This window comes from Microbacterium sp. X-17 (assembly GCF_039615055.1).
In genome coordinates this window covers 941,946-966,621 of record NZ_JBDHNI010000001.1, presented here as the reverse complement: position 1 = coordinate 966,621, position 24,676 = coordinate 941,946, and the positions used below count along the sequence as shown (strand labels likewise).

Genomic DNA, 24,676 nt, shown 5'->3' with positions numbered 1-24,676 from the left:
GCGTCAGCGCTCGGTGTGGAAGTGGTTCTGGGCGGCGGTGAGGCCGTCCGTGGCAATGCGCTCGACCGCGTCGGCGGCGTCGCCGACCAGGATCGGGAGGTTCTTGCGCTCCTCCGCGCTGAAACCGGCGAGCACGTGGTCCGCAGCGGCACGGGAGCCGGGCGGCCTCCCGACTCCGACACGCACCCGGGTGAAGTCGCCGGTGCCGGTCGCCGCGATGACGTCGCGCACGCCGTTGTGGCCGCCGTGGCCGCCGCCGAACTTCAGCTTGAGGGTGTCGAACGGGATGTCGAGCTCGTCCTGCACCACGATCAGGTGCGCGGGGTCGAGCGAGTAGAACCGCAGGAGCTGCGACACCGGGCCGCCGGACACGTTCATGAACGTGTTCGGCTTGGCCAGGATGAACCGCGGCCCGCCGGGGGCGAGACGCCCCTCGGCGACCGTGGCGTTCGTCTTGTGGGTCTTGAAGGTGAGACGGCCGCGCGACGCGAGCTCGTCCAGCACCATCTGCCCCACGTTGTGACGCGTGGCCGCGTAGCCGGGCCCGGGGTTACCGAGCCCGACCACGAGCCAGGGGCCCTCTGAAGAGAGAGGACTGGCCATCGGGGGTGATTACTCCGCGGACTCTTCGGCGGCGGCCTCCTCGGCAGCAGCCTCCTCGGCGGCCTCGGCGGCAGCCTCTTCCTCTTCCTCGTCGGCGCGCGCAGCGGCCGGGACGACGACGTTGAGGATGAGCAGGTCCTCGTCCTCGGCGAGCACGGCGCCCGACGGGAGGGCGAAGTCCTTGGCGTGGTACTGGGTGCCCTCCTCGGCGTCGGTCACGTCGATGACGATGCGCTCGGGGATGTGGGTGGCCTCGACCTCGAGCTTGATGGTCGGGATGTCGAGCACCGCGATGGTGCCGGAGAAGGGCTCGCCCTCGACGTGCACGGGGACCTCGACGGTCACCTTCTCGCCGCGGCGGACGATGATGAGGTCGAGGTGCTCGATGATCTGGAGCACCGGGTCCTTCTGGACGTCCTTCACCAGGGTGAGCTGGCTCTTGCCGTCGATGTCGAGGTCCAGGATGGCGTTGGCCTTGCGGAGCAGCAGGCCGACCTGGTGGGCCGGGACCGTGACGTGCACCGGGTCGGTGCCGTGGCCGTAGATGACCGCGGGGATCAGGCCCTTCGCGCGGATCTTGCGGGCAGCGCCCTTGCCGAAGCTGTCGCGGATCTCCGCGACGACCTTGTTGGACTCGTCAGCCATGATGTCTCCTCGCCGGCGGGGCCGGCTGTCAGGCGAGCCGGAGGGCTCGCAGTATGGGGGGTGTCGACTCGAACGCATCGAGGTGCGCGAGGAAAGACTGCGAAGCCTGCTCCACCGCGTCGATAACGGATGCGCGAACGCATCCCTCGCCGAAGTTCAGTTGCCCAGTCTACCCGACAGCCGAGCGCACGTCGTCCACGATCGCGGCCACGAGGTCCTCCGGGGGTTCGGCGACGTCGAGCCGCACGCCGTCCTCCCCCGGCTGGAGCGGCTCCAGTGTCGCGAGCTGCGAGTCGAGCAGGGAGGCCGGCATGAAGTGGCCTGGCCGGATCATCCGCTCGGCGAGCAGGGCGCGGTTGCCGTCCAGCTCGGCGAAGTACGTGCCGGGCGCCTCCGACCGGATCAGGTCGCGGTACGTGCGCTTCAGCGCCGAGCACGCGACGACCATCCCGGCCGGACCCGCATCCGCGAGCGTGCGCCCGACCGCGCGCAGCCAGGGTTCGCGGTCGTCGTCGGTCAGCGGGATGCCCTGGCTCATCTTGGCGACGTTCGCGGGCGGGTGGAGGTCGTCGCCGTCCACGAACCCCGCGCCGAGCGCGTCGGCGACGAGCCTCCCGACCGTCGACTTGCCCGACCCGGACACGCCCATCACCACGACCCTCACTGCCATGTCTCCATTCTCCTGCGGTCGTCGGTCACCAGTCGTGCATCGAGCCGTCGAGGAGACGGTTCACCGGGAGGTACGCGGCCTCGTACGGGAAGGAGTTCGCGACGACCTCGTCGTAGTCGACGCCGATGCCGGGCTGGTCGCCGGGCTTCAGCATGCCGTCCTCGAAGGTGTACGTGGTCCGGAACACCTCGTGGGTCGCGGGGCTGTGCTTCATGTACTCCTGGATGCCGAAGTTCGGGATCGCGATGCCCAGGTGAATGGCCGCCGCCAGTCCGACCGGGGAGACATCGGTCGGGCCGTGGACGCCCGACTTGATCTGGTAGACCGCCGCATAGTCGAAGATGCGGCGCAGCCCGGTGATCCCGCCGGCGTGGGTGACTGGGGAGCGCACGTAGTCGATCAGCTGCTCCTCGAACAGCTCCCGGTAGTCCCAGATCGTGTTGAAGACCTCGCCGATCGCCAGCGGCGTCGTGGTGTGCTCGCGCACCCGGCGCAGCACGGCCTGATTCTCGGCCGGGGTGACATCCTCCAGCCAGAACAGGTCGTAGGGCTCCAGTGACTTGCCGAGCTTCGCCGCCTGGATGGGCGTCAGCCGGTGGTGCGCGTCGTGCAGTAGCGGCAGCTCCGGGCCGAACTCGTTCCTCACCGCCTCGAAAACGGTCGGCGCGTGCCGGAGGTACGCGCGGGTGTCCCAGGACTCCTCCACCGGCACGGCGCTCCGGCGAGCGGGCTCGTAGTCGTAGCGGGCGTCGGAGCCGGTCCCGGCTCCCGCAGCGGCGTTCTTGCTCGACGCAACGCCGTACACCGACGGCAGCCCGGGGATGCCGGTCTGCACCCGCACGGCGCGGTAGCCCTCCTCCAGGTGCTCGTTGATCGAGTCGAACAGCTCGGGCAGCTCGGCGCCGGAGGCGTGGCCGTAGACCAGCAGACCCTCGCGGCTGCGCCCGCCGAGGAGCTGGTAGAGCGGGAGGCCCGCGACCTTGGCCTTGATGTCCCACAGCGCCGTGTCGACCGCGGCGATGGAGGCCATCGTCACCGGCCCGCGCCGCCAGTACGCGCCGCGGTACAGGTACTGCCAGGTGTCCTCGATCGCGTGCGCGTCCCGGCCGATCAGCAGCGGGACGACGTGCTCGCTCAGATAGGCGGCGACGGCGAGCTCGCGCCCGTTCAGGGTCGCGTCGCCGAGACCTGTGAACCCGTCCTCGGTCGTGATCCGCAGCGTCACGAAGTTGCGGCCCGGGCTGGAGACCAGGACGTCGGCAGCGGTGATTCTCATGCGTGTGCTCCTTGGTGCGTGGCTGGCTCGCTCGCGGCGATGCGCTCGGCGAGCGGTTCGGTCAGGTCGGTGAGGTCGGGGGCGAGCGCGGCCAGCACGGCGGCGGCGCGGTCGCGGGGGCTGTGCGCGTCGCGGATGCCGGCGATCAGCTCGGCGGCTCCCGGGTCGCGGACGTCCGGTCCGGCGAGGTGGCGGCTCCACGCGGCGAGCACGCCGAGCTGCGCGGCGCCGGGCCCGCGTCCGGCGGCGAGCCGGGAGCGCAGCGGGTCGAGGATGCGCGGGCCGAGCTTCTGCGAGCCGTCCGACGCGATCTGGGCCAGGCGGTGCTCGATGCGGGCGTTGCCGAAGCGCGCGCGCAGGGCCGCGAGCGCGTCGTCCACGGTGGCGGCGTCGAAGGGCAGCTCGGTGCGCTGCTCACTCCAGAGCCGCTCCAGTTCGGCGGAGAGCGCGGGATCGGCGACCGCCTCGGCGACCGTGCGGTGGCCCGCCGCGAGGCCGTGATAGGCGAGCAGCGAGTGCCCGGCGTTGAGGAGCCAGAGCTTGCGGCGCTCGTACGGGGCGATGTCCTCCACGAACTGCGCCCCGGCGGCCTCCCAGGCCGGGCGGCCCGCGGGGAAGTCGCCGGCGAGCACCCACTCCGCGAACGGCTCGGTGACGACGGGCGCGGCGTCCGCCAGGCCGGTGAGCCGCCGCGCGGCCTCCCGGTCGGCGTCGGTGGTCGCGGGCGTGATGCGGTCGACCATCGAGGAGACGAAGGAGACCTCGGCGCGGATCCAGGTGTCCAGGGCGGAGCCGGGCTCGGCGAGGGCGAGCACCGCGTCGCGGATGACGGCGCCGTTGTCCGGGAGGTTGTCGCAGCTCACGACGGCGATGCCGCCCGCACCCGCCTCGAACCGTGCCCGCAGGCCGTCGAGCACGCGCGCCGGGGCCGACGAACCCGGGCGGTAGCCGGCCTCCGTCACAGTGAGCGTCAGCACGCCGACCGCGGGATCGGCGAGGACGCGCCGCCACGCTGCCGTGTCGGCGCCGTCGTGGACGCTGCTCAGCGCCTCCACGACGGTCGCGGCGTCGCCGTCCGGGCCGCGCTCGATGAGCGTGTAGACGGCGTCCTGCGCGGCGAGCACCCGCGCGGCGTCGGGGCTGCGGCCGGTGAAGGCGGCGATGCCCCAGCCCTCTCCCCCCGCGGCCTCGTTGGCCCGCTGCGTGTACCAGGCCTGGTGCGCGCGGTGGAACGCGCCCAGCCCGAGGTGCGCCACCCGCACGGGGTGGCGCACCTGACGGGCCGATGCGATGGATGGGACGTCGGTCATGCCGGCACCGCGCTGCGCGTGCGCGCCTCCACGTCCCGGAGGTAGGCCAGATTGCCGCGGGTACGCTCCTCGAGCGGCAGCGCGGTGGAGAAGTCCTCGCAGGTCACCCACCCGTCATAGCCGAACTCGTGCAGCGCGCGGAAGTAGGCGTCCACATCTCCCACGCCCTCGCGCAGCGGCGCCCAGTCGTGCCGCCAGCGCACGGTGCCGTCCGCCTCCGGCTCGCCGCGCAGCCACTGCACGTTCTTGACGTGCACGTGCGCGAGGTACGGGCCGAGGAGCTGGAGGGCGGAGAGCGTGCGCTCCTGGCCCTCGATCAGCAGGTTGCCGAGGTCGTGGATGACGCCGACCGCCTCCGGGTCGAGCCCGTCGAGCAGCCGGAGGGCGGCGGAGGCCGAGGGCGTGATGGTCTCGTGATGCAGCTCCACCAGGGCCTTCACGCCCAGCGACGCGGCGACCGAGGCCGCGCGCTCCATGTCGCGGCGTGCGGCGGCGAACAGCTCGCGGTAGTCGCCGAGGTCGGAGCGCGGCATGGTGACGCGCACCTGGCGCGCGCCGAGCTCGGCGGTCGCGGCGAGCATCCGGTCGACGTTCGCGTGGTCGCCGCAGCCCGCGTAGCCGCCGAGGCCGGAGAACTCCAGCCCGGCCTCCCGGGTCAGGCGGGCGATCTCGGGGAGGGACTCCTCCAGCCCGGTCAGCGGCCAGGTCGCGCGGTTGCCCGCCCAGAAGCCCGGCTGGTCGGCCGGCTGCTGGTCGACCACGCGCCACTCGATGCCGTCCCAGCCCTGCGCCGCGATGGTGCGCGCGGCCTCCTCGGGGGTCCAGTCCGGCGTGGAGGCGGTGAAGACGGAGAACTTCATGCGCGCACCCCCGTCGTGACCTCGACGTCGTCGAGCGAGCCGTCGAGCACGTCGTCCAGCAGCACCGGGCGGCCGAGGGTGGCCGACAGGTAGACCGAGCGGACGACCGCCAGCGAGAGGAACGCGTCCGCCACGGTGACCCCCGGCGCACGGTGCTCGCGGATCGCGGCCACGATGTCGTCGTACTGCCGGAAGTGCCCGATCACGAACTGGTCGGGGCCGCGGTCGCCGCCGCGCAGGTCGCTCGCCGGCACGAGGTCGGCGGCACGGTTGCCGTCGGTGCCGGCCGTGCCGAAGTACTCCAGCTGGTCGTCGTCGATGATCGCCGAGCCGCGGTCGCCGTGCACCTGCAGGCGCACCGAGAGGCCGGGGTAGGCGGCGGTCGTCGCGTGCAGCACCGCCAGCGCGCCCGACTCGAAGCGGATCGTCGCCACGGCGATGTCCTCGACCTCCACGCGCTCGTGGGCGAGGAGGGCGGTCCGGGCGTCGATCTCGACCGGCCGGCCGAGGAACCAGACGAGCAGGTCGACGGTGTGGACCCCCTGGTTCATCACCGCTCCCCCGCCGTCGAGCTCCCAGGTGCCGCGCCACTGCCCGGAGTCGTAGTACTCCTGGCTGCGCCACCAGGCGACGGAGGCGAGCCCACTGGTCATGCGGCCGAAGGCGCCGGAGTGGGCGGCCTCGGCGACGACCCGGGAGGCCGGGTCGAACCGGTGCTGGCTGATCACCGAGACGACAAGGCCGTCCTGCTCGGCGCGCTGCGACAGCGCCAGGATCTCGCGGGCGCGCGGCAGCGAGACGTCGAGCGGCTTCTCGATCACGACGTGCTTGCCCGCGGCGAGCGCCTCCTCCGCGAGCACGACGTGGAGGCCGCTCGGCGTGCAGATGACGACCACGTCCACCGGCGCTCCGGCGAGCGCGTCGGTCAGCGAGTCGAACTCGGCGACGCGGCCTGCCCCGTACTCCGAGACCAGCTGGTCGGCGAGCGCCGTCGCGGCCGCCGGGATCGCATCGACCAGCGCCGACAGCGCCAGCCCGGGATGCCGGAGGATGGCCCGGGCGTGGTTGAGGCCGATGATGCCGCAGCCGACGATGGCCACGTTCAGGGTGGTGGGTTCCATGCTCATGCGAGGGTGACTCCGATCCGGTCGGTGAGGCGGCGGAGGGCGCGGCCGGCGACGCCGAACGCCGCCGGTCCCGAGAAGCCGCCGAGGGCGTTGACGTCGGTGAGGTGGGGCTCCAGCGAGGCGAAGCCGGTGTAGCCGTCGTCGCGGAGCGCGGTGAGGGTCTCCAGCAGCTGGCCGTCGCCCTCCCCCGCCGGGGTGACCTCGGACGTCGCCGCGAGCGCGTCCTTCACCTGCAGGTACTCCAGGTGCGGGCGCAGCAGCGCGTAGCCGTCGGTGAACGGGCCGGGCACGCCGACCTGCACGAAGTTGGCGCTGTCCCACGCCAGCTTCAGCGCGGGCGACCCGACCGACTCCACGATGTCGAGACAGCGCTCGGGGGTGTCGCCATAGATGTCCTTCTCGTTCTCGTGCAGAAGCACCACGGCCTCGGCCTCGGCCGCGTCGGCGAGCGCCCGCATGCGCGTCAGCACGGCGTCGCGGATGTCCTCCACCGGCACGCCCTCCGCACGGTAGAAGGAGAACAGCCGGATGTAGCGGGCGTCGAGGCGCTTCGCCGCGGCGATCGCGCGCCCCAGCCGCTCGACCTCGTGCTCGATGGGCAGCGCCACGTCGACCTTGCCGATCGGCGAGGCGATCGCCGAGACGCGCATCCCGCGTTCGGCGAGGATGCCCGCGAGCCGGTCGAGCTGCGCGTCGTCGAGGTCGACGATGTTGACGCCCCACGCGCTGCGCACCTCGATGTGGTTGGCGCCCAGCGCCTGCAGGACCGCGATCTGCACGGCAGGGTCGGGGTCGATCTCGTCGCCGAAGCCGGATAGCGCCCAGGTGGGTCGGATTGTCTCAGTCACTCTCTCTCACTCACTCTTTCGTCCTCTTCTTCACTTAACGCCGCCCGCGGTCAGCCCGCCGACGAGGTAGCGCTGGAACACCAGGTACAGGGCGACGACCGGCACCGCGCAGATCAGCGAGGCCGCCATCATCTGCCCGTAGAGCGGCAGGGCTCCACCCTCCTGCGCCACGGTGAACACCTGGAGCGCGACGGCCGCCGTCCGCGTGTCCGGGTTGGTCATCACCGAGGCGAACAGCACGTCGTTCCAGCCGAGCAGGAAGGCGAAGATGCCGGAGACGACCACTCCCGGCCAGCTCAGCGGCAGCACGATCCGGGTCAGGATGCGCCACGACGACGCCCCGTCGATGCGCGCGGCCTCCTCCAGCTCGCGCGGCAGCCCGCGCAGGTAGGTCACCATGACCCAGGTCGAGAACGGCAGCGCGAACGTCAGGTAGGTGACGAACAGCGACCACCGCGTGCCGATGATCGGGATGCCGAGCGCGCTCGACGCCGAGGAGAACAGCACGAACACCGGCAGCAGCATCAGCGTGCCGGGGATCGACTGGAGGCCGAGCAGGCTGCGCAGGAACGTCAGCCGGCCGCGGAACGCGAACCGCACCAGCACGTACGCGGTCGCCACCGCGAGGAAGGCGCACACGATCGCGACGCCTCCGGCGACGATCACGCTGTTCATCAGCCCGTTGCCGAGCGCGACCGTCGACCACACCTTGACGTAGTTGTCGGGGTTGAACGAGCTCGGGAAGAACTCGCCGCTCGCGACGCCGATGTCGGAGTTCACCGACGACAGCAGCACGTACACGATCGGCAGCAGCGCGACGCAGAGCAGGATCGCGATGATGACCGCCTGCAGCGGACGGGGCAGCAGCCGGTAGACGTCTCCCGTGCCGCGGCGTCGTGGGCGGACGGTGGGGGCGGAGGCGCTCATGCCGTCTTCTCCTTCCGGTCGTCGCCGGTGTCGAGGCGGACCGCCTTCAGGTAGACGAACAGCGGGATCGCGATGAGGATCAGCGAGAACACCGCCATCGCCGCGCTCAGCCCGAAGCGGAAGCTCTGGAAGCTGGTCACGTAGGTCAGCACGGGGAGGACGTTGACGTCCGCCGGAGCCGGCACCCCGAAGAGCACGAACGGCAGCGTGAAGCCGTTGATGTTGTGCAGCAGGGAGATGATCAGCGCCAGCGCGATCGGCCCGCGCAGGTGCGGCAGGATGACGTAGCGCAGCTTCGCCCACCAGCCGGCGCCGTCCAGCGCCGCGGCCTCGTGGACCTCGTTCTCGACCGACTGCAGGCCGGCGAGGACCAGGAGGTAGAAGAACGGCCAGGACGACCAGATCTGCACGCCGATCAGCGTCCAGTAGCTGAGCGGGCCGTTGAGCCACAGCCCGGTGTGGATGCCGAGGTTGCCGAGGACGGTGTCCACGATCCCGTGCGGCTGCAGCATGGTGTGCCAGAACGTGCCGACGACGAAGCCGGGCAGCACGTACGGCACCAGGAACAGCGAGCGCACCAGCGCCCGGCCCCGGAACGCGTTCTGCGTCGCCAGTGCCGCGGCGACGCCGATCGGCAGGGTCACGACGGCCGCGATCACGGCGAAGGAGACGCTGATCCAGATCGACTGCAGCAGCGAGGAGGAGGTGATCGCCTCGATGTAGTTCCCGAGCCCGATGAACGGGGCCGAGACCCAGTCGCGCAGCGTGTACATGTCGAGGTCGAGCGTCGAGATGACGATCGCGAACACGAACGGGACGATGATGACCAGCAGCATGAGGACGCCGCCGGGCAGCAGCATCCAGAGCGGCCGGTTGCGCTGCTGCACGGTGCGGCGGCCCCGGCGGGGCGCCCCGCCCGCCCGCGGAGGGGTCGCCTCCGCGGGCGGGCGGGCGGTCGCGGCCGGGGCCGCAGTGTCGGTGGACATGATCGGCCCGCTACTTCTTGGCCTTGTCCAGCGAGCCCTGGGCCGTCGACTGCGCGGTCTTCAGCAACTGCGACAGCTGGGAGCTGCTGACCGACCCGCTCGACAGGTTCGGGATCGACTGCACCACCACGTTGGTCAGCGCGAGCTGCGTGTCGCCCCAGGCGCCGCTGAACGGCGTCGCCACGGACTTGCCGATCGCGTCGACGATCGGCGCGATGATCGGGGTGGACTTCTGCAGGTCGTCGGCGGCCTTCGCGTTCGACGGCAGGTCGCCGAGGAGCTTGAACTCCTTGGTCTGCATGTCGGCGCGGGTCACCATGTTGATGTAGGCGAAGGCCAGGTCCTGGTTCTTCGAGTACGAGGCGACCACGAGGTTGTCGCCCGAGACGATGCTCGCCGCCGCTTTGCCGTTGGACGGGTTGGAGGCCTTGCCCGGCGTCACGGTCGGCATCAGCGCGTAGGCGTACTTGCCGGCGACGGCGGAACTGTCCAGTGCCTCCATCGAGCTGGCCGACACCATCGGCAGGTAGGCGGCCTTGCCCGCCGCGAACGCCGCGACGGCCTGCGGGTTCTTCCAGCCGACCGCGGCCGGGTCGACGGCCTTCTGCTCGGTGAGCCAGCCGAAGTAGGTCTCGTAGGCCTTCTGGGTGATCGGGTCGTCCAGGCGCGCCTTGTTCGACTTCAGGTCGAGGATCGGGTTGCCGCCCTGCTGGGACATCGCCCAGACGAACTTCCACGGGTCGTAGTTGTCCGCGTAGCCGACCGCGACGCCGTAGGTGCCGCCGGTGGTGAGCTTCTTGGCCTGGCTGGCGAAGTCGTCCCAGGTGGTGGCCGGCTTGTCGATGCCGGCGGCCTTCAGGAGGTCCTTGTTATACGCCATCACGAACGGCCGCTGCGCGAGCGGCACCGCGATCTGGTTCTTGGCGTCCGGCCCGGACATCCCGAGCGAGGCTGGGACGAAGCGGTCGCGGCCGCCCACCTTGGCCCAGTCGGCGTCGGTGAGCTTGACGAACGCGCCCGTCGCGTAGGCGGTCGGCGTGAAGGTCGTGCCGAGGGCGTAGACGTCCGGGCCCTGCCCGGAGACGACCGAGGTCTGGATCTTGGTGAGCTCGTCGTTCGAGCTGGCGAAGCTGTCGAAGGCCAGGGTCGCCCCGGTCTCCTTCTTGAACTGGGCCTGGAGCTCCGAGAACCACTCCTTCTGCTGCTGCGGATAGAGCCCGCTCACCCCGGTGTAGACGGTGAGGGTGCGCCCTTTCCCGTCGACGGCCGTGGAGCTGGGGTTCGATCCGCCGCCGGACGACGAGCATCCGGTCAATGCGAGGCCGAGGGCCGCCAGGCCGGCGACCGCGCCGAGCGCGAAACGTGATCTCATACGTGACTCTCCTTTGAGGACGGTTGATCTGGTGGATCGTGTCCCCCGGACGAGGTGCGCACCGGAGGACTGCCGCCGAGCCTAGGGAGGGCGGCAATGCAAGTGCAAACGATTGCCAAAAATTGCCATCGTGTGCTGTGATGGGCGCATGAGCCCTCAGCTTCGCGGGTACCCGGACGGGACGGACCGCCCCGCCACCCTCGCCGACGTGGCCGCCGCCAGCGGTGTCGCCACCTCGACGGCCTCCCGCGCGCTCTCCAATCCGGGCCGGGTCAACGCCCTCACGCGCGAGCGCATCGAGCGCGCCGCCCGTGACCTCAACTACATCCCGAACTCGCAGGCCAGGGCCCTCACCAGCGGCCGGACCCGGTGCATCGCGGTGCTGGTCTCCGACGTCACGAACCCGTTCTACTTCGGCATCATCCGGGGCACGCAGCAGCAGCTCAAGGCCGCCGGCTACACGCAACTCCTGGTCGACACCGAGGAGTCCGACGAGCTGGAGGACGGGATGCTGCACAAGCTGCGGCCGTCGTTCGACGGCGCGATCCTCGCCGCCTCCCGCCTGACCGACCGGCGCCTGACGGCGCTCGCGGCCGAAATGCCCATCGTGGCGGTCAACCGGCAGACCCGCGGGGTCGCGAACGTCTTCATCGACACCCCCAACGGCGTCGAGCAGGCGGTCGGGCACCTGGCGTCGCTCGGGCACCGCTCGATCGTCTACGCCTCGGGCCCGGAGACCTCCTGGTCGAACGAGCGCCGCTGGCGCGCGCTCGTCCACGCGGCGGAGCGCTACGACGTGGAGACGCTCCGGGTCGGCCCGTTCGCGCCGCGCCAGTACGCCGGAGCGGCGGCGGCCGACGCCGTGCTGCACGCCGGAGCGACGGCGTGCGTCGCCTTCAACGACCTCCTGGCGATCGGGATGCTGGCACGCTTCCGCGAGCGCGGCGTCGACGTGCCGGGCGACGTCTCGCTCGTCGGCTGCGACGACATCTTCGGCGCCGACTTCTGCAACCCGCCGCTGACCACCCTGACCGCGCCGATCGAGCAGGCCGGCCGCACCGCGGTCGCCATGCTGCTCGCCCGGCTGGACGAGAGCGCCGCTCCGGTCAGCAGGCAGGCGGCGACGCTCCCCACGCACCTCACAGTCCGGGCCTCCACCGGGCCCGCGCCCGCCTCGCACCGCACGACGAAAGGACGCGGATGACCGCGCTCGCCCCGCACCCCGACCGTCTCTTCCCCGCCGACCCCGCCGAGCGCGACCTCGCAAGGCGGCTGCACGCGGCCGTCGCCGGCGCGCCGATCTACTCCCCGCACGGCCACGTGCCTGCGGCGATGCTGGCCGACGACGAGCCCTTCCCGGACCCGGCGGCGTTGCTGATCACGCCGGACCACTACGTGACGCGGATGCTGCACGCGGTGGGCGTCCCGCTCGGCGACCTCGGGCTCGCCCGCGACGGCGTGCCCTCCCCCGCCTCCGGGCGCGCGATCTGGCGCACTCTTTGCGAGCGCTGGGACGTCTTCCTCGGCACCCCGGTGCGGTTCTGGTTCGAGTCCGAGTTCAGCGAGGTGTTCAGGCTCACCGAGCAGCCGTCCGCGCAGAACGCCGACGCGCTCTACGACCAGCTGGCCGCCACCCTGGCGACGCCGGAGTTCCGCCCGCGCGCGCTGTTCGACCGGTTCCGGATCGCGGTGCTCGCGACCACGGACGATCCGGCGGATGATCTGGAGGCGCACGCGCGCCTCGCCGCCGACCCGACCTTCACCGGCCGGGTCGTCCCGACCTTCCGCGCCGACCGGTACATGCATCCGGACGAGCCCGGCTGGGCGGATCGGCTCGACCGCCTGGCCGCCCGCGCCGACGTCGACACGTCGAGCTACGCGGGGCTGCTGGAAGCGCTCCGCGTCCGTCGGGCCGCGTTCGCCGCCGCGGGCGGCACCGCCACCGACACCGGCGTGATCGACACCGGCAGCGAGCCGCTGGCCGAGGCGGAGGCCGCGCGCATCCACAGCGCCGCACTCGACGGCTCGGTCACCGCCGCCGAGGCCGTCGCCTACCGCCGCAATATGCTCTACCGGCTGGCCGAGATGGCCGCCGACGACGGCCTGGTCATGCAGCTCCACCCGGGAGTGCACCGCAACCACCACCGGCCCACGTTCGACGCGTACGGGCCGGACACCGGGCACGACCTGCCGGCGGTCGGGTCGTTCACCGAGCCGCTCACGCCGATCCTGCGCGACTTCGGCACCAACCCGACCTTCCGGCTGGTGCTGTTCACCGTGGACGAGACGACCTTCTCGCGCGAGATCGCGCCGCTCGCCGGCTTCTACCCGTCGGTCTACGCGGGCGCGCCGTGGTGGTTCCTCGACACCCCGGCGGCGATCCTCCGCTACCGGCGGGCGATCACCGACAGCGCGGGCTTCATCAAGACCAGCGGGTTCATCGACGACACCCGGGCGTTCTGCTCCATCCCCGCGCGGCACGACATGTCGCGCCGGGTGGACGCGTCCTTCCTGGCCTCCCTCGTCGTCACGCACCAGCTCGCCGAGGAGGACGCGTTCGCCCTCGCGCACCGGCTGGTGGACGACATCCCGCGCAGCACGTTCCGGCTGGGCTGAGGCCCCTGCCGCACCTCACAGCGCCGTGGGGGCGCTGTGCGTCACACAACGAATCACAGCGTGGCCGGACGGCTACGCTGGACGCAAACCATCTCAACGAAGGAGTCCTCCGTGCCCGAGAACCACGCACCGGCCAACATCGGAGTCGTCGGTCTGGCTGTGATGGGGTCGAACCTGGCCCGCAACCTCGCGTCGCGCGAGGGCAACACCGTCGCCGTCTTCAACCGGACCTACGCCCGCACCGAGGAGCTGGTGGACGCCCACCCCGAGGCCGGCTTCGTCTCCTCCGAGCAGATCGACGACTTCGTCGCGTCGCTCAGCAAGCCGCGCACCGCGATCATCATGGTCCAGGCCGGCCGCGGCACGGACGCCGTCATCGACCAGCTCGTGGAGCGGTTCGAGCCGGGCGACATCATCGTGGACGGCGGCAACGCGAACTTCCACGACACCATCGAGCGCGAGAAGCGCATCGCGCCGACCGGCATCCACTTCGTCGGCGCCGGCATCTCCGGCGGCGAGGAGGGCGCCCTCAACGGCCCCTCGATCATGCCGGGCGGCTCGGCGGAGTCGTACGAGACCCTGGGCCCGATCCTCGCCTCCATCGCCGCGGTCGCCGAGGGCGAGCCGTGCGTGACCCACGTCGGCACCGACGGCGCCGGGCACTTCGTGAAGATGATCCACAACGGCATCGAGTACGCCGACATGCAGCTCATCGCGGAGGCGTACGACCTGCTCCGCACGGTCGGCGGGCTGGAGCCGGCGCAGATCGCGGACGTGTTCTCCGAGTGGAACAAGGGCTACCTGGAGTCCTACCTGATCGAGATCACCGCCGAGGTGCTCCGCCAGGTGGACGCCGAGACCGGCCGCCCGTTCGTGGACATCGTCCTCGACCAGGCCGGCTCGAAGGGCACCGGCGTCTGGACCGTGCAGAACGCGCTCGATCTGGGCATCCCGGTCGGCGGCATCGCGGAGGCCGTGTTCGCCCGCGCCGTGTCCTCCAAGCCCGCGCAGCGCGCCGCGGTGCAGGCCACTATCCAGTCCCGGCCCGAGGTGCAGAAGGCGGAGGACGTGAAGGCGTTCGCCGACGACGTGTCGAAGGCGCTCTACGCCTCCAAGGTCGTCGCCTACGCGCAGGGCTTCGACGCGATCATCGCCGGCGCCGAGAAGTACGGCTGGAACATCAACAAGGACAAGATCGCCAAGATCTGGCGCGGCGGCTGCATCATCCGCGCCCAGTTCCTCAACCGCATCGCGGACGCCTACGACGAGAACCCCGACATCGCCACCCTGCTGGAGGCGCCGTACTTCGCGGACGCCGTGCGCGAGGGCGAGGCGGCCTGGCGTCGCATCGTCGCCACCGCCGCGCTCTCCGGCGTCCCGGTGCCCGGCTTCGGCTCCGCGCTGTCGTACTACGACTCGCTCGCCTCCACCCACCTCCCGGCCGCGCTCGTGCAGGGCCAGCGCGACTTCTTCGGCGCGCACACCTACAAGCGCGTCGACAAGGAAGGCACCTTCCACACGCTGTGGTCCGCCGACCGCACAGAAATCGAAACCGAAGGCTCCTCGCACTAACCCTCCCCACCCCCACCGCCGAAGGGCACGTTGTTGTCACTTTCCGGGCTCGGAAGTGACAACGACGTGCCCTTCGGTGTTGTTGCGTTCGGGGGACGCGCGCTTCAGACTCGTAGCGTGACGTTCGAGGACCACCCGGAGCTGACGGAGTACGACCCGTCGGACCGTCCGCTGCGCGGGCGGAGGCGGACCATCGCGACGCGCGTGTTCGTGGTCGTGGCGCTCACGGCGCTGCTGCTCCCCGGGATCATGCTGACGATCAGCATCCAGACCGACACCGCGAACTACACGTGCGACGTCTACACCCGGCACTACCAGCCGGACGCGGTGAGCTCGTCGGCCCGATTCGAGCTGTTCGCGCCTGCTGGTCCGGGATGGCAGTGCTACGCCCTGAACACCGAGGGCGACGCGACCTTCGTCGCCCCTCTCGGCCTCATCCCCTCCGCCCCGCACGCCCTCCCCTGAACGCCGAAGGGCACGTAAACGCCCCTAAAACAGCGTCTTAGGGGCGTTTACGTGCCCTTCGAGGGGAGAACTCAGGCGGCGCCGTCGAACATGGAGGTCACCGAGCCGTCGGTGAAGACCTCGCGGATCGCGTTCGCCAGCAGCGGCGCGATCGGCAGGACGGTGAGGCCCTCCCAGCGCTTGTGCTGCGGAAGCGGCAGCGTGTCGGTGACGACGACCGAGTCGATGGCCTCCGACTGCAGCAGCTCGACGGCGGGGTCGCTGAACACCGCGTGCGTCGCGGCGACCACGACGCCGATGGCGCCGCTGGCCTTCAGCGCCTCGGCGGCCTTCACGATCGTGCGGCCGGTGTCGATCAGGTCGTCCACCAGCAGGCAGACGCGGCCCTTCACGTCGCCGACGATCTCGTGCACCGAGACCTGGTTGGGCACCAGCGGGTCGCGGCGCTTGTGGATGATCGCGAGCGGCACGCCGAGCTTGTCGCTCCAGATGTCGGCCACGCGCACGCGACCCATGTCGGGCGAGACCACGGTCAGCGTCGACGGGTCGAGCTCGCGCTGCATGTGCTCGAGGAGCACCGGCATGGCGAAGAGGTGGTCGACCGGGCCGTCGAAGAAGCCCTGGATCTGCGCGGCGTGGAGGTCGACCGACATGATGCGGTCGGCGCCGGCGGCCTTGAAGAGGTCCGCGACCAGGCGGGCCGAGATCGGCTCGCGGCCGCGGCCCTTCTTGTCCTGGCGGGCGTACGGGTAGAACGGCGCGACGACGGTGATGCGCTTGGCGGAGGCGCGCTTGAGGGCGTCCACCATGATGAGCTGCTCCATGAGCCACTCGTTGATCGGGGAGGTGTGCGACTGGATCACGAAGGCGTCCGACCCGCGCACGCTCTCGTCGAACCGCGCGTAGATCTCGCCGTTCGCGAAGGTGCGGGCGTCGGTCGGCACCAGCTCACTGCCGAGGTGCTCGGCGATCTGCTCTGCGAGTTCGGGATGCGCACGCCCCGAGATCAGAACGAGTCGTTTCTGGCCGGTGGCAGTGATCCCTGACACTTACTCTCCGCTCTCTTCCGTCGCCCCGCTCTGTTCAGCGGCGCGCGCGGCTTCGGTGCCCGGCCGCTTCTCCGCGACCCAGCCTTCGATGTTGCGCTGCGGCGCGACGGTGATGGCGAGCGCCCCAGGTGGAACGTCCTTCCGGACGACCGTCCCGGCTCCGGTGTACGCTCCGTCACCCATCCTAACGGGCGCGACGAGCACGGTGTTCGTGCTGATCCGCACATGGGAGCCGATGGTCGTGCGGTGCTTGTTCACGCCGTCGTAGTTGGCCGTGATGACGCCCGCGCCGAGATTGCCCTTCTCCCCCACCTCGGCGTCGCCGACGTAGTTGAAGTGGGCCAGCTTGGTGCCCGCGCCGATCACGGCGTTCTTGGTCTCGGAGAACGTGCCGATCTTGCCGTTCGCGCCGAGGATGGTGCCGGGCCGGAGGTAGGAGAACGGGCCGACCGTCGCGCCGTCGCCGATCACGGCGAGGGTGGCGTCCGTGCGCTTGACCGTCGCGCCGGCGCCGACCTCGGTGTCGACCAGCGTGGTGTCCGGGCCGATCTCGGCGCCGGTGCGGACGACGGTCGCGCCGCGGAGCTGGGTGCCGGGGAGGATGGTGACGTCGGGCTCCAGGACGACCTTCACGTCGATCCAGGTGGTCGCCGGGTCCTGCACGGTGACGCCGGCGAGCTGCCAGGTGCGCACGACGAGCGCGTTGAGCCGGGCGGCCGCCTCGCTGAGCTGGGCGCGGTCGTTGATGCCCTCGACCAGCCACGACTCGGAGACCGGGAGGGCGTCGACGTCGAAGCCGGCCTCCCGCAGCAGGCCGATGACGTCGGTGATGTACTTCTCGCCCTGCGCGTTGTCGGTGGTCACGTTGGCGAGCATGTCGCGCAGCGCCGCGGCGCCGAAGACGTAGATGCCGGCGTTGATCTCGCCGATGGCGCGCTCGGCCTCGGTGGCGTCCTTGTGCTCCACGATCCGGTCGAGGTGGCCCTCCGGGGTGCGGACGATGCGGCCGTAGCCGGTGGCGTCGGCCGGGAACGACGACAGGATGGTCGCCGCAGCCCCGCCCGCGCGGTGCGCCGCGACCAGGCCGCGCAGCGTCTCGGCGTCGAGCAGCGGCACGTCGCCGTTGACCACGAGCACGTCGCCCGCGAAGCCCTCGGGGAGCGCGGCGACGGCCTGCTCGACCGCCCGGCCGGTGCCCGGCACCTCGTCCTGGTCGACGATGACCGCCTCCGGCAGGTCCGCCTCGATCACCTCGGCGAGCCGGTCGCGCTCGTGGCGCACGACGGCGACCACAGTGGCGGCGTCGAGCTCGCGGGCGGTCGCGAGCACGTGGCCGACGATCGGGAGGCCGCCGAGCGGGTGCAGCAGCTTGGGAGTGGCGGACTTCATCCGCGTGCCCTGGCCGGCGGCGAGGACGACGATGGCGAGATTCTGATCGGTCATGATTCTCCCGGCGGGTTAGAGACAGAGGTCGGGTCGAGACGTCGCTCCGCCTCCAGGACTCGAACCTGGACCTCACAGCTCCAAAGGCTGTCGTGCTGCCATTACACCAAGGCGGACCGCGCAACGCGCACACACAGTCTGCCAGACCCGGCGGATGCTGCCGCCGAGCGGAGGGCCGCGCCCAATAGCATGGAGGGATGGCGGAGGCACAGGACCCGGGCGCGCGCACCGGCGCGCGCGACGAGGTCGACCGCATCGTCGGCGCGTGGCTGCGCGAGCGCCCCGACCTCGACTTCTCGCCGCTGCAGGTGCTCTCCCGAGTCGACCGGCTCTCCCGGCACCTCGACCGCGCCCGCCGCGGCGCGTTCGACCGCTCCGACCTCGACTCGTGGGAGTTCGACGTGCTCTCGGCGCTGCGGCGCGCCGGCTCGCCGTTCCAGCTCAGCCCCAAGTCGCTCCTCCAGCAGACCCTGGTGTCGTCCGGCACGATGACCAACCGGATCGACCGCCTCGTCGCCCGCGGCCTGGTCGAGCGCCGCACCGACCCCAACGACGGCCGCGGCATCCTCGTGCAGATGACGACGCAGGGCCTGGCCCGCGTGGACGCCGCGATCACGCGCCTCGTGGACGCGGAGGCCGACCTCCTGGAGGCGCTCTCCCCGGTCGAGCAGGAGCGGCTGGCCGGCCTGCTGCGCAAGCTCAGCCTCGGCTTCGACGCCGGCGCGTGACCGCCCGCGCTCACCGCGCGGGCTTCACATCCTCTCAGGTGTCTACTATCCCGCTCTCATAAACTCGTCGGCGATGAGACTTTCCCTGAAGCGCCTCCCCTCCCGAGTGAAGCGCGCAGCCCGCTTCGAGATCCACGCGCACTGGCGCCGGCAGCCCCTCGTCCTCGGCTCCGTCTTCTACGAGTCGTTCTCCGGCAACGGGATGCTGGACAACCCGGAGGCCCTGTTCCGCGAGCTCCTGGCCGCGCCCGACCTGAAGCACCTCACCCACATCTGGGCGCTGTCCGACCTCCACCAGTACCGCGCGGCCGTCGAGGAGTTCGCCGACGACCCGCGCGTGACCTTCGTGCGCTACGGCTCGGCCGCCTACTACCGGGCGCTCGCGACGAGCCAGTACCTCGTCAACAACGCGACGTTCCCGTACGACTTCTCCAAGCGGCCGGGGCAGGTCTACCTCAACACGTGGCACGGTACCCCGCTCAAGCGGATGGGCTACGACATCGACGGCGGCGCGCTCGCGACCGCGAACATCGTCCGCAACTTCGTCCAGGCCGACTACCTGCTGGCGGCCAACGAGTTCATGACCGACCAGATGTACCGCACCGGGTACAAGCTCGACGGAATCTACCGCGGCACCATCGTCGAGGAGGGCTACCCGCGCCTCGACCGGCAGTTCCTGGACGACGCCCAGCGGGAGGACGTGCGCCGCCGCCTGATCGCGTCCGGCATCCCGCTCGGCGACCGCGAGGTCATCCTGTACGCGCCGACCTGGAAGGGGCAGGTCTTCGGCCGGCCCGAGGACGACCTCGACGCGCTGCTCTCCCACATCGCCCAGGTGGAGGAGCGCATCGACACCAGCCGGTACGCCGTGCTCGTGAAGACCCACCAGAGCGTGCACGCGCTGGCCGCCGACCGCCCCGAGCTCGCGCGGATGCTGGTGCCCAACGAGATCCCGACCAACCTCGTGCTCGGCGCCACCGACATCCTGGTGACCGACTACTCCAGCATCTTCTTCGACTTCCTCGCTACCGGACGCCCGATCCTGTTCTTCACCCCCGACCTCGCCGACTACGCCGGGACGCGCGGGCTGTACTTCGAGCCGGAGCAGTGGCCGGGCCCGGTGCTGATGTCGGCGCCCGAGCTGGGCGACGCCCTCGCTGCGGTGGCGGAGGACGGCGACCGGGTGCCCTCCGACTCGCGGGAGACGTACCTGGCGATGCAGCGCCGGTTCACCCCGTACGACGACGGCTCGGCCGCTGCGCGCGTCGTGGACATCGTGTTCCGCGGCGTGCGCGAGGGCTACCGGCTGCGCACCTCGCTGGACGACGACGGCCGCGAGAAGATCCTGCTGTACCTGGGCGGGATGCGCCCGAACGGCATCACGACCTCCGCGCTCAACCTGCTCAACAACCTGGACCACGAGCGCTACGACGTCTCGGCGTTCTTCGCGCAGAGCGGCTCGCAGGCGGCGATCGGGAAGCAGGAGCAGATCCACCCGGCGGTCCGCCAGTTTCCGCGGGTCGGCGGGATGAACGGCGCCAAGCTGCGGCACGTCGCCCGGCACCTCGACTTCCGGCGCGGGCGCACCGCGCAGCACGCCGAGACCGCCGCCCAGAACCAGCTCTGGGACGACGAGTGGTACCGCTGCTTCGGCGACAGCCGCTTCGACTACGTGGTCGACTTCTCCGGCTACGGGCCGTTCTGGGCGATCCTGCTGCTGCACTCACCCGACGCGCAGCGGGCGATCTGGCTGCACAACGACCTCGCCTCCGACGCGCACCGCGAGGTCAACGGCGAGAAGCGGATGCTGCACTCACTCACCCAGCTCTTCACCCTCTACGCGCAGTACGACCACCTGGTGTCGGTCTCCCCCACCCTGTCCGACGTGAACCGGGCGTCGCTGGCGGAGTTCGCTCCGCCGGAGAAGTTCCTGTCGGCCCTCAACACCGTGGACGCCGAGCACATCCTGCAGAACGCGAAGCGCGACCTCCGCCGGGAGGCGTTCGACGAGGAGGCCGGCAGCGTCCCCGACTGGGCGGAGACCCTGCTCGCGCCGGCCGACGACGTCACCACCTTCGTCAACGTGGGACGGCTCTCGCCGGAGAAGAACCAGGAGCGGCTGATCCGCGCCTTCGCGCAGGTCCACGCCGAGAACACGAAGACCCGGCTGGTCATCGTCGGCGCCGGCCCGCTGCAGGAGCACCTGGAGGCGGTCGTCGCCACGCTCGGCCTGCAGGGCTCCGTCTACCTGACCGGGATGCAGCGCAACCCGCACGCGATCATGGCGAAGGCGGACTGCTTCGTGCTGTCCAGCGACTACGAGGGCCAGCCGATGGTCATCCTGGAGGCGCTCGTCCTCGACCTCCCGATCGTGACGGTCGAGTTCGCGTCGGCGAAGAACGCCCTCCCGGCGGGCACCGGCCTGGTCGTCCCGCAGACGGTCGACGGCGTCGCGGACGGGATGCGCGCGTTCCTGCGCGGCGAGGTCCCGGCCCGTGCGTTCGACTGGGCGGGGTACAACCGCAAGGCCGTCGGCGAGTTCTACCGGGCGATCGGCGCGCAGCCGGTCGTGGCGGCGGCCGCGGAGGTGGAGGCGGCTGCGCCGTCGGCGGTGCCGCTGGACGCGCCGGGGCCCGGCAGTGCGGCCCCCGAGGCGACGGAGGCCGCGGCGGCGGAGTAGCCTCCACCCCAGAATCGGGGCGGGCGTTCAGCGTCCGCCTGCTCCTAAGCTGACGGGATGATCCTCGGTGTGCCGCTGCTCGTCGTCGCTGCGGCGCTGCTGCTCACCGCGATAGTGGTCGGCCGGCGGACCGCGGAACAGCCGCGCTCGCTCGTCGTCGAGTACCTGCCGCCGCGCGGCGCCCGGGTGATCGAGGACGCCCTCCTCGCGGGTCGGGAGAAGCGGGCGGTGGCGGCCGCGCTGCTCGACCTCGCCGTCCGCGGGCGCGTCCGGGTGCTCACGGAGACGGCGCCGAAGCGGAGGCGTCCCACGATCGCGATCGAGATCCCGCAGCCGGACGCGCTCGGACGCGACGACCTCGTCCTGATCGACGCCCTCTTCGCGTCGAGCCGTGGAAAACGCCGCCGGCTCTCGAAGCACAGGGACGAGACCGCTTTCCGGGTACGCGACCTCATCCGGACGCATGCCTCCCAGCTGCGCCGCGCGGGGCTGCTGGCAGCGGACAGCGTCGCCGGTCCGGTGCTGATGCAGACCGGCATGGTCGTCCTCCTGATCGCCGCGGCCGTCGCCCTGATCGCCTTCCTCGCCGGCGGCCTCCTCCTCGGCATCCTCGCGACGGCCGCCGTCGCCCTCCTGGTCGCCGAGATCGTCGTGGCCGCGCGGATCACCCCGCGCCGGTTCACGGCCGGCGCGACCGCGCGCCGGACGCACCTCGACGGCCTCCGCCAGTACATGCGGCTCGCGGAGGCCGACCGGCTCCGGACGCTCCAGTCCCCGCTCGGTGCCGTGGGGCTGCCCGCCGGACCGGAGGGCGACGCGGTGCGCCTGAAGCTGCACGAGCGGCTCCTCCCGTACGCCGTGATCTTCGGCATGGAGCGCGAGTGGACGAAGGTGATCGCCGTCGACTACGGCGCCCTCGACGCGGAGGTCCTCGCCGGGCTCGGCGGCGTCGCGCAGTCGGCCGCGGACATCCTCAACGCCGCGGGTGCGCTCGGGGACATCGTGGACATCGTCGACGCGATCGGGAGTGTGGTGGATGCCGCGGGAGCGGCGTTTGACGCGGCCGGACTGCTGGGCGGCCTGTTCGACTGGTCTCCCTGATGCTCAGGCGCGGGCGACGATCGCGGCCGCGTCCACCCCGGCCGGCAGCTCTCCGTAGAGCGACCCGCGATCCGGCCCGAGCCGTCCCGCGACGAAGGCGTCGGCGACCGCCGGCGGCGCGTGCCGGATGAGCAGCGACGCCTGCAACGCGACCGCGAGCGCGGCGACCAGGGTGCGCGCCGACGACTCGTCCGCCTCCGCCACCGCGCGGCGCAGCCGGTCGTGGTGCGCGTCGTACGCCGCGTGCGCCCCGCGCGCCGACGCGAGCTCGGCGTCGAACGCCTCAACGCTCGCCGGGTCGCGCCCGATGGCGCGCAGCACATCCAGCGCGATCACGTTGCCCGAGCCCTCCCAGATCGCCATCACCGGCTGCTCCCGATACCGCCGGGCCAGCGGGAACGCCTCGGTGTAGCCGTTGCCGCCCAGGCACTCCATCGCCTCGTAGGCGTGGCCGGGACCGCGCTTGCAGACCCAGTACTTGCTCACCGCGGTGGCCAGCCGGCGGAACGCGACCTCGGCCTCCGGAGCATCCTCGTCGTGCGCGCGAGCGAGCCGCAGCGAGACGGCCGTCGCGGCCTCCGACTCCAGCGCCAGGTCGGCGACCACGGCCGTCATCGCGGGCTGCTCGACCAGCCGGCGGCCGAACGCCGCGCGGTGCCGGACGTGCCACGCCGCCTCCGCGACGGCCTGCCGCATCCCCGCCGCGCTGCCGAGCACGCAGTCGAGCCGGGTGCGGTTCACCATCTCCAGGATGGTCCGCACGCCGCGGCCCTCCTCGCCCAGGAGGTAGCCGACCGTGTCCGCGAACTCGATCTCGCTGGAGGCGTTCGACCGGTTCCCGAGCTTGTCCTTCAGCCGCTGGATCAGGAAGACGTTGCGGGTGCCGTCCTCCAGCACCCGCGGCACGACGAAGCAGCTCAGACCGCCCGCGGTCTGCGCGAGCACCAGGAACGCGTCGGACATCGGCGCGGAGCAGAACCACTTGTGGCCGGTCAGCAGCCAGCGCCCGTCGCCGTCCGCGAGCGCCCGCGTGGTGTTGGCGCGCACGTCGGAGCCGCCCTGCTTCTCGGTCATCGCCATCCCGAACAGCGCGGAGGCCTTGCCTGCCGCGAGCCGACCGTCGTACTCGCGGGACAGCAGCCGCGGCACCCACTCGGCCGCGAGCTCCGGGGAGGCGGCGAGCGCGGGGACGGCCGCGTGCGACATCGAGACGGGACAGGCGTGCCCCGGCTCGACCTGCGCGAACAGCATGAAGGTCGCCGCGCGCGCGACGTTCGCCCCGGGGCGCGGCTCGGCCCAGGCGGAGGTGTGCGCCCCAGCGGCGACGGCTTCCCGGATGATGCGGTGGTAGCTCTCGTCGTACTCGACCTCGTCGATGCGGGCGCCCCATCGGTCGAAGGTCCGCAACTGCGGCTCGCGAACGTTCGCCCGCTCGGCGTCGGCCTGGAAATCCGCTGAGCCGACCAGCCGCCCGACCGCGCCGAGGTCGGATACGGCCCAGTCGGCGTCGTAGCGCTCGACGGCCTCTCGCAGCGGGAGGTTCGCGGCGAACTCGTCCAGGTCGACGCGCGGCGGGGCCTGGTTGAGGACGGCGTCAGCGTGCTGATTCACAACGGTGTGCGTCGGCATGCGGCGAGTCTAATCCGGGTGCGCCGGTCGCGATTACGCTCAACCGGGTGCACATCCCCACCACCCTCACCACCGACCGCCTCCTCCTGCGCCCGTGGCGCGAGGAGGACGCCGGCTTTGCCTTCGACCTCTACTCACGGTGGGAGGTCGCGCGCTTCCTCGGCCGCACTCCCGCCGTGATGACCGAGCAGGCGGAGGCGGAGCGGCGGATCGCGCGGCTGCGGGCTCTTGAGGACGACCTGCGCGTGTTCCGTGTCGTGGAGCTGGCCGGGACGCCGGTCGGCACGGTGATGCTGCAGCCCATCCCGGCCTCCGGGCCCGAGCCGCTGCGGCCGTCCGGGGACACCGAGATCGGCTGGCACTTTCACCCGGACCACTGGGGGCACGGCTACGCGGTTGAGGCGGCGCGCGCCCTGCTCGTGGCGGCGCTCGCCGACCTCCCGCGGGTGATCGCGGTCACCTACCCCGAGAACGCGGCGTCGCAGGGTGTCTGCGAGAGGATCGGGATGCGCCGGCTCGGCCCGACTGACGCGTATTACAACGTGCGGATGGAGCTGTTCGAGGCGTTGGCAACGGAGGAGATCCGGGCCGCCACGCCGCTGGAAGGCAGGTAAGGGAGGATATTCGGGGTCGGGGCCGCTGCATCTCCTCCGTTCGCGACGCCGCAGACCGCGTTGGCAGCGGAGGAGATCGGGGCCGGGGTGGGCGGGATGTCCTCCGGTAGCTGCTGCGGGGCGGGGCGGCGGGGTGGATGTCCTCCGTTGGCGGC

General features: G+C 71.6%; 22 protein-coding genes and 1 tRNA gene. 8 read left to right on the top strand and 15 right to left on the bottom strand.

Annotated elements, in window-relative coordinates; translation table 11 throughout:
• Nucleotides 1-3 precede the first annotated feature (3 nt).
• The 11 genes from pth to ABCS02_RS04660 all read right to left on the bottom strand — a co-directional run bounded on the left by pth (nt 4) and on the right by ABCS02_RS04660 (nt 10,624).
• Complete coding sequence (gene pth, locus ABCS02_RS04710; RefSeq protein WP_345834439.1) at nt 4-603, bottom strand: aminoacyl-tRNA hydrolase; 600 nt, start codon at nt 601-603, stop codon at nt 4-6.
• A 9-nt stretch (nt 604-612) separates the two neighbouring features.
• Nucleotides 613-1,248, bottom strand: coding sequence for a 50S ribosomal protein L25/general stress protein Ctc (locus ABCS02_RS04705; protein WP_345834438.1), 636 nt, complete (start codon nt 1,246-1,248; stop codon nt 613-615).
• 169 nt (nt 1,249-1,417) lie between these two features.
• Entirely contained in the window at nt 1,418-1,918 is a 501-nt protein-coding gene (locus ABCS02_RS04700; RefSeq protein WP_345834437.1) for a gluconokinase, read from the bottom strand.
• A 25-nt stretch (nt 1,919-1,943) separates the two neighbouring features.
• Complete coding sequence (gene manD, locus ABCS02_RS04695; protein WP_345834436.1) at nt 1,944-3,194, bottom strand: D-mannonate dehydratase ManD; 1,251 nt, start codon at nt 3,192-3,194, stop codon at nt 1,944-1,946.
• Nucleotides 3,191-4,504: a mannitol dehydrogenase family protein gene (locus ABCS02_RS04690; protein WP_345834435.1), complete on the bottom strand. Its 1,314-nt coding sequence runs from the start codon at nt 4,502-4,504 to the stop codon at nt 3,191-3,193. The genes manD and ABCS02_RS04690 overlap by 4 nt, the downstream gene beginning before the upstream one ends.
• On the bottom strand, nt 4,501-5,364 hold the full coding sequence (locus ABCS02_RS04685) for a sugar phosphate isomerase/epimerase family protein (RefSeq protein WP_345834434.1): 864 nt from the start codon (nt 5,362-5,364) through the stop codon (nt 4,501-4,503). Before ABCS02_RS04685 ends, ABCS02_RS04690 begins: the two co-directional genes overlap by 4 nt.
• Nucleotides 5,361-6,491, bottom strand: coding sequence for a Gfo/Idh/MocA family oxidoreductase (locus ABCS02_RS04680; protein ID WP_345834433.1), 1,131 nt, complete (start codon nt 6,489-6,491; stop codon nt 5,361-5,363). Before ABCS02_RS04680 ends, ABCS02_RS04685 begins: the two co-directional genes overlap by 4 nt.
• On the bottom strand, nt 6,488-7,339 hold the full coding sequence (locus ABCS02_RS04675) for a sugar phosphate isomerase/epimerase family protein (protein ID WP_345834431.1): 852 nt from the start codon (nt 7,337-7,339) through the stop codon (nt 6,488-6,490). The genes ABCS02_RS04680 and ABCS02_RS04675 overlap by 4 nt, the downstream gene beginning before the upstream one ends.
• Nucleotides 7,340-7,369: 30 nt before the next feature.
• The gene (locus ABCS02_RS04670) at nt 7,370-8,266 is read right to left on the bottom strand and encodes a carbohydrate ABC transporter permease (RefSeq protein ID WP_345834430.1); all 897 of its coding nucleotides are present in this window, start codon (nt 8,264-8,266) and stop codon (nt 7,370-7,372) included.
• Nucleotides 8,263-9,252, bottom strand: coding sequence for a sugar ABC transporter permease (locus ABCS02_RS04665; RefSeq protein WP_345834429.1), 990 nt, complete (start codon nt 9,250-9,252; stop codon nt 8,263-8,265). Before ABCS02_RS04665 ends, ABCS02_RS04670 begins: the two co-directional genes overlap by 4 nt.
• Nucleotides 9,253-9,262: 10 nt before the next feature.
• Nucleotides 9,263-10,624 (bottom strand): extracellular solute-binding protein, encoded by a 1,362-nt coding sequence (locus ABCS02_RS04660; protein ID WP_345834428.1) that lies wholly within the window; start codon nt 10,622-10,624, stop codon nt 9,263-9,265.
• Between the two features lie 148 nt (nt 10,625-10,772).
• Here ABCS02_RS04660 and ABCS02_RS04655 point away from each other — a divergent pair, with 148 nt between their 5' ends.
• From ABCS02_RS04655 to ABCS02_RS04640, 4 genes are all read left to right on the top strand, one after another.
• On the top strand, nt 10,773-11,828 hold the full coding sequence (locus ABCS02_RS04655; RefSeq protein ID WP_345834427.1) for a LacI family DNA-binding transcriptional regulator: 1,056 nt from the start codon (nt 10,773-10,775) through the stop codon (nt 11,826-11,828).
• Nucleotides 11,825-13,240 (top strand): glucuronate isomerase, encoded by a 1,416-nt coding sequence (gene uxaC / locus ABCS02_RS04650; RefSeq protein ID WP_345834426.1) that lies wholly within the window; start codon nt 11,825-11,827, stop codon nt 13,238-13,240. Before ABCS02_RS04655 ends, uxaC begins: the two co-directional genes overlap by 4 nt.
• A gap of 111 nt (nt 13,241-13,351) precedes the next feature.
• A complete protein-coding gene (gene gndA / locus ABCS02_RS04645) occupies nt 13,352-14,812 on the top strand; it encodes an NADP-dependent phosphogluconate dehydrogenase (RefSeq protein ID WP_345834425.1) in 1,461 nt (486 codons plus the stop codon).
• 117 nt (nt 14,813-14,929) lie between these two features.
• Entirely contained in the window at nt 14,930-15,277 is a 348-nt protein-coding gene (locus tag ABCS02_RS04640) for a hypothetical protein (RefSeq protein WP_345834424.1), read from the top strand.
• A 71-nt stretch (nt 15,278-15,348) separates the two neighbouring features.
• Here the strand turns inward: ABCS02_RS04640 and ABCS02_RS04635 are convergent, their stop codons facing one another.
• The 3 genes from ABCS02_RS04635 to ABCS02_RS04625 form a co-directional block, all read right to left on the bottom strand.
• A complete protein-coding gene (locus ABCS02_RS04635; RefSeq protein WP_345834423.1) occupies nt 15,349-16,326 on the bottom strand; it encodes a ribose-phosphate diphosphokinase in 978 nt (325 codons plus the stop codon).
• Nucleotides 16,327-17,769, bottom strand: a complete 1,443-nt coding sequence (gene glmU / locus ABCS02_RS04630) for a bifunctional UDP-N-acetylglucosamine diphosphorylase/glucosamine-1-phosphate N-acetyltransferase GlmU (protein ID WP_345834422.1) — start codon at nt 17,767-17,769, stop codon at nt 16,327-16,329.
• Between the two features lie 44 nt (nt 17,770-17,813).
• Nucleotides 17,814-17,885 (bottom strand) — tRNA-Gln (locus ABCS02_RS04625).
• Nucleotides 17,886-17,966: 81 nt separating this feature from the next.
• On the opposite strand from ABCS02_RS04625, the gene ABCS02_RS04620 reads away from it, so the two are divergent.
• From ABCS02_RS04620 to ABCS02_RS04610, 3 genes are all read left to right on the top strand, one after another.
• A complete protein-coding gene (locus ABCS02_RS04620) occupies nt 17,967-18,497 on the top strand; it encodes a MarR family transcriptional regulator (protein ID WP_345834421.1) in 531 nt (176 codons plus the stop codon).
• A 73-nt stretch (nt 18,498-18,570) separates the two neighbouring features.
• Nucleotides 18,571-21,177: a glycosyltransferase gene (locus tag ABCS02_RS04615; RefSeq protein WP_345834420.1), complete on the top strand. Its 2,607-nt coding sequence runs from the start codon at nt 18,571-18,573 to the stop codon at nt 21,175-21,177.
• A 57-nt stretch (nt 21,178-21,234) separates the two neighbouring features.
• Complete coding sequence (locus tag ABCS02_RS04610) at nt 21,235-22,278, top strand: hypothetical protein (protein WP_345834419.1); 1,044 nt, start codon at nt 21,235-21,237, stop codon at nt 22,276-22,278.
• Between the two features lie 3 nt (nt 22,279-22,281).
• Here the strand turns inward: ABCS02_RS04610 and ABCS02_RS04605 are convergent, their stop codons facing one another.
• Nucleotides 22,282-23,907: an acyl-CoA dehydrogenase family protein gene (locus tag ABCS02_RS04605; RefSeq protein WP_345834418.1), complete on the bottom strand. Its 1,626-nt coding sequence runs from the start codon at nt 23,905-23,907 to the stop codon at nt 22,282-22,284.
• 47 nt (nt 23,908-23,954) lie between these two features.
• Between ABCS02_RS04605 and ABCS02_RS04600 the strand changes: the two genes are divergently transcribed.
• Complete coding sequence (locus tag ABCS02_RS04600; protein WP_345834417.1) at nt 23,955-24,521, top strand: GNAT family N-acetyltransferase; 567 nt, start codon at nt 23,955-23,957, stop codon at nt 24,519-24,521.
• Nucleotides 24,522-24,676: the final 155 nt, after the last annotated feature.

What these genes read in the sequence shown, in the direction of transcription:
- pth (WP_345834439.1), bottom strand. Translation starts at nt 603, where the DNA reads ATGGCCAGTCCTCTCTCTTCAGAGGGCCCCTGGCTCGTGGTCGGGCTC.
- ABCS02_RS04705 (WP_345834438.1), bottom strand. Translation starts at nt 1,248, where the DNA reads ATGGCTGACGAGTCCAACAAGGTCGTCGCGGAGATCCGCGACAGCTTC.
- ABCS02_RS04700 (WP_345834437.1), bottom strand. Translation starts at nt 1,918, where the DNA reads ATGGCAGTGAGGGTCGTGGTGATGGGCGTGTCCGGGTCGGGCAAGTCG.
- manD (WP_345834436.1), bottom strand. Translation starts at nt 3,194, where the DNA reads ATGAGAATCACCGCTGCCGACGTCCTGGTCTCCAGCCCGGGCCGCAAC.
- ABCS02_RS04690 (WP_345834435.1), bottom strand. Translation starts at nt 4,504, where the DNA reads ATGACCGACGTCCCATCCATCGCATCGGCCCGTCAGGTGCGCCACCCC.
- ABCS02_RS04685 (WP_345834434.1), bottom strand. Translation starts at nt 5,364, where the DNA reads ATGAAGTTCTCCGTCTTCACCGCCTCCACGCCGGACTGGACCCCCGAG.
- ABCS02_RS04680 (WP_345834433.1), bottom strand. Translation starts at nt 6,491, where the DNA reads ATGAGCATGGAACCCACCACCCTGAACGTGGCCATCGTCGGCTGCGGC.
- ABCS02_RS04670 (WP_345834430.1), bottom strand. Translation starts at nt 8,266, where the DNA reads ATGAGCGCCTCCGCCCCCACCGTCCGCCCACGACGCCGCGGCACGGGA.
- ABCS02_RS04665 (WP_345834429.1), bottom strand. Translation starts at nt 9,252, where the DNA reads ATGTCCACCGACACTGCGGCCCCGGCCGCGACCGCCCGCCCGCCCGCG.
- ABCS02_RS04660 (WP_345834428.1), bottom strand. Translation starts at nt 10,624, where the DNA reads ATGAGATCACGTTTCGCGCTCGGCGCGGTCGCCGGCCTGGCGGCCCTC.
- ABCS02_RS04655 (WP_345834427.1), top strand. Translation starts at nt 10,773, where the DNA reads ATGAGCCCTCAGCTTCGCGGGTACCCGGACGGGACGGACCGCCCCGCC.
- uxaC (WP_345834426.1), top strand. Translation starts at nt 11,825, where the DNA reads ATGACCGCGCTCGCCCCGCACCCCGACCGTCTCTTCCCCGCCGACCCC.
- glmU (WP_345834422.1), bottom strand. Translation starts at nt 17,769, where the DNA reads ATGACCGATCAGAATCTCGCCATCGTCGTCCTCGCCGCCGGCCAGGGC.
- ABCS02_RS04620 (WP_345834421.1), top strand. Translation starts at nt 17,967, where the DNA reads ATGGCGGAGGCACAGGACCCGGGCGCGCGCACCGGCGCGCGCGACGAG.
- ABCS02_RS04615 (WP_345834420.1), top strand. Translation starts at nt 18,571, where the DNA reads ATGAGACTTTCCCTGAAGCGCCTCCCCTCCCGAGTGAAGCGCGCAGCC.
- ABCS02_RS04610 (WP_345834419.1), top strand. Translation starts at nt 21,235, where the DNA reads ATGATCCTCGGTGTGCCGCTGCTCGTCGTCGCTGCGGCGCTGCTGCTC.
- ABCS02_RS04605 (WP_345834418.1), bottom strand. Translation starts at nt 23,907, where the DNA reads ATGCCGACGCACACCGTTGTGAATCAGCACGCTGACGCCGTCCTCAAC.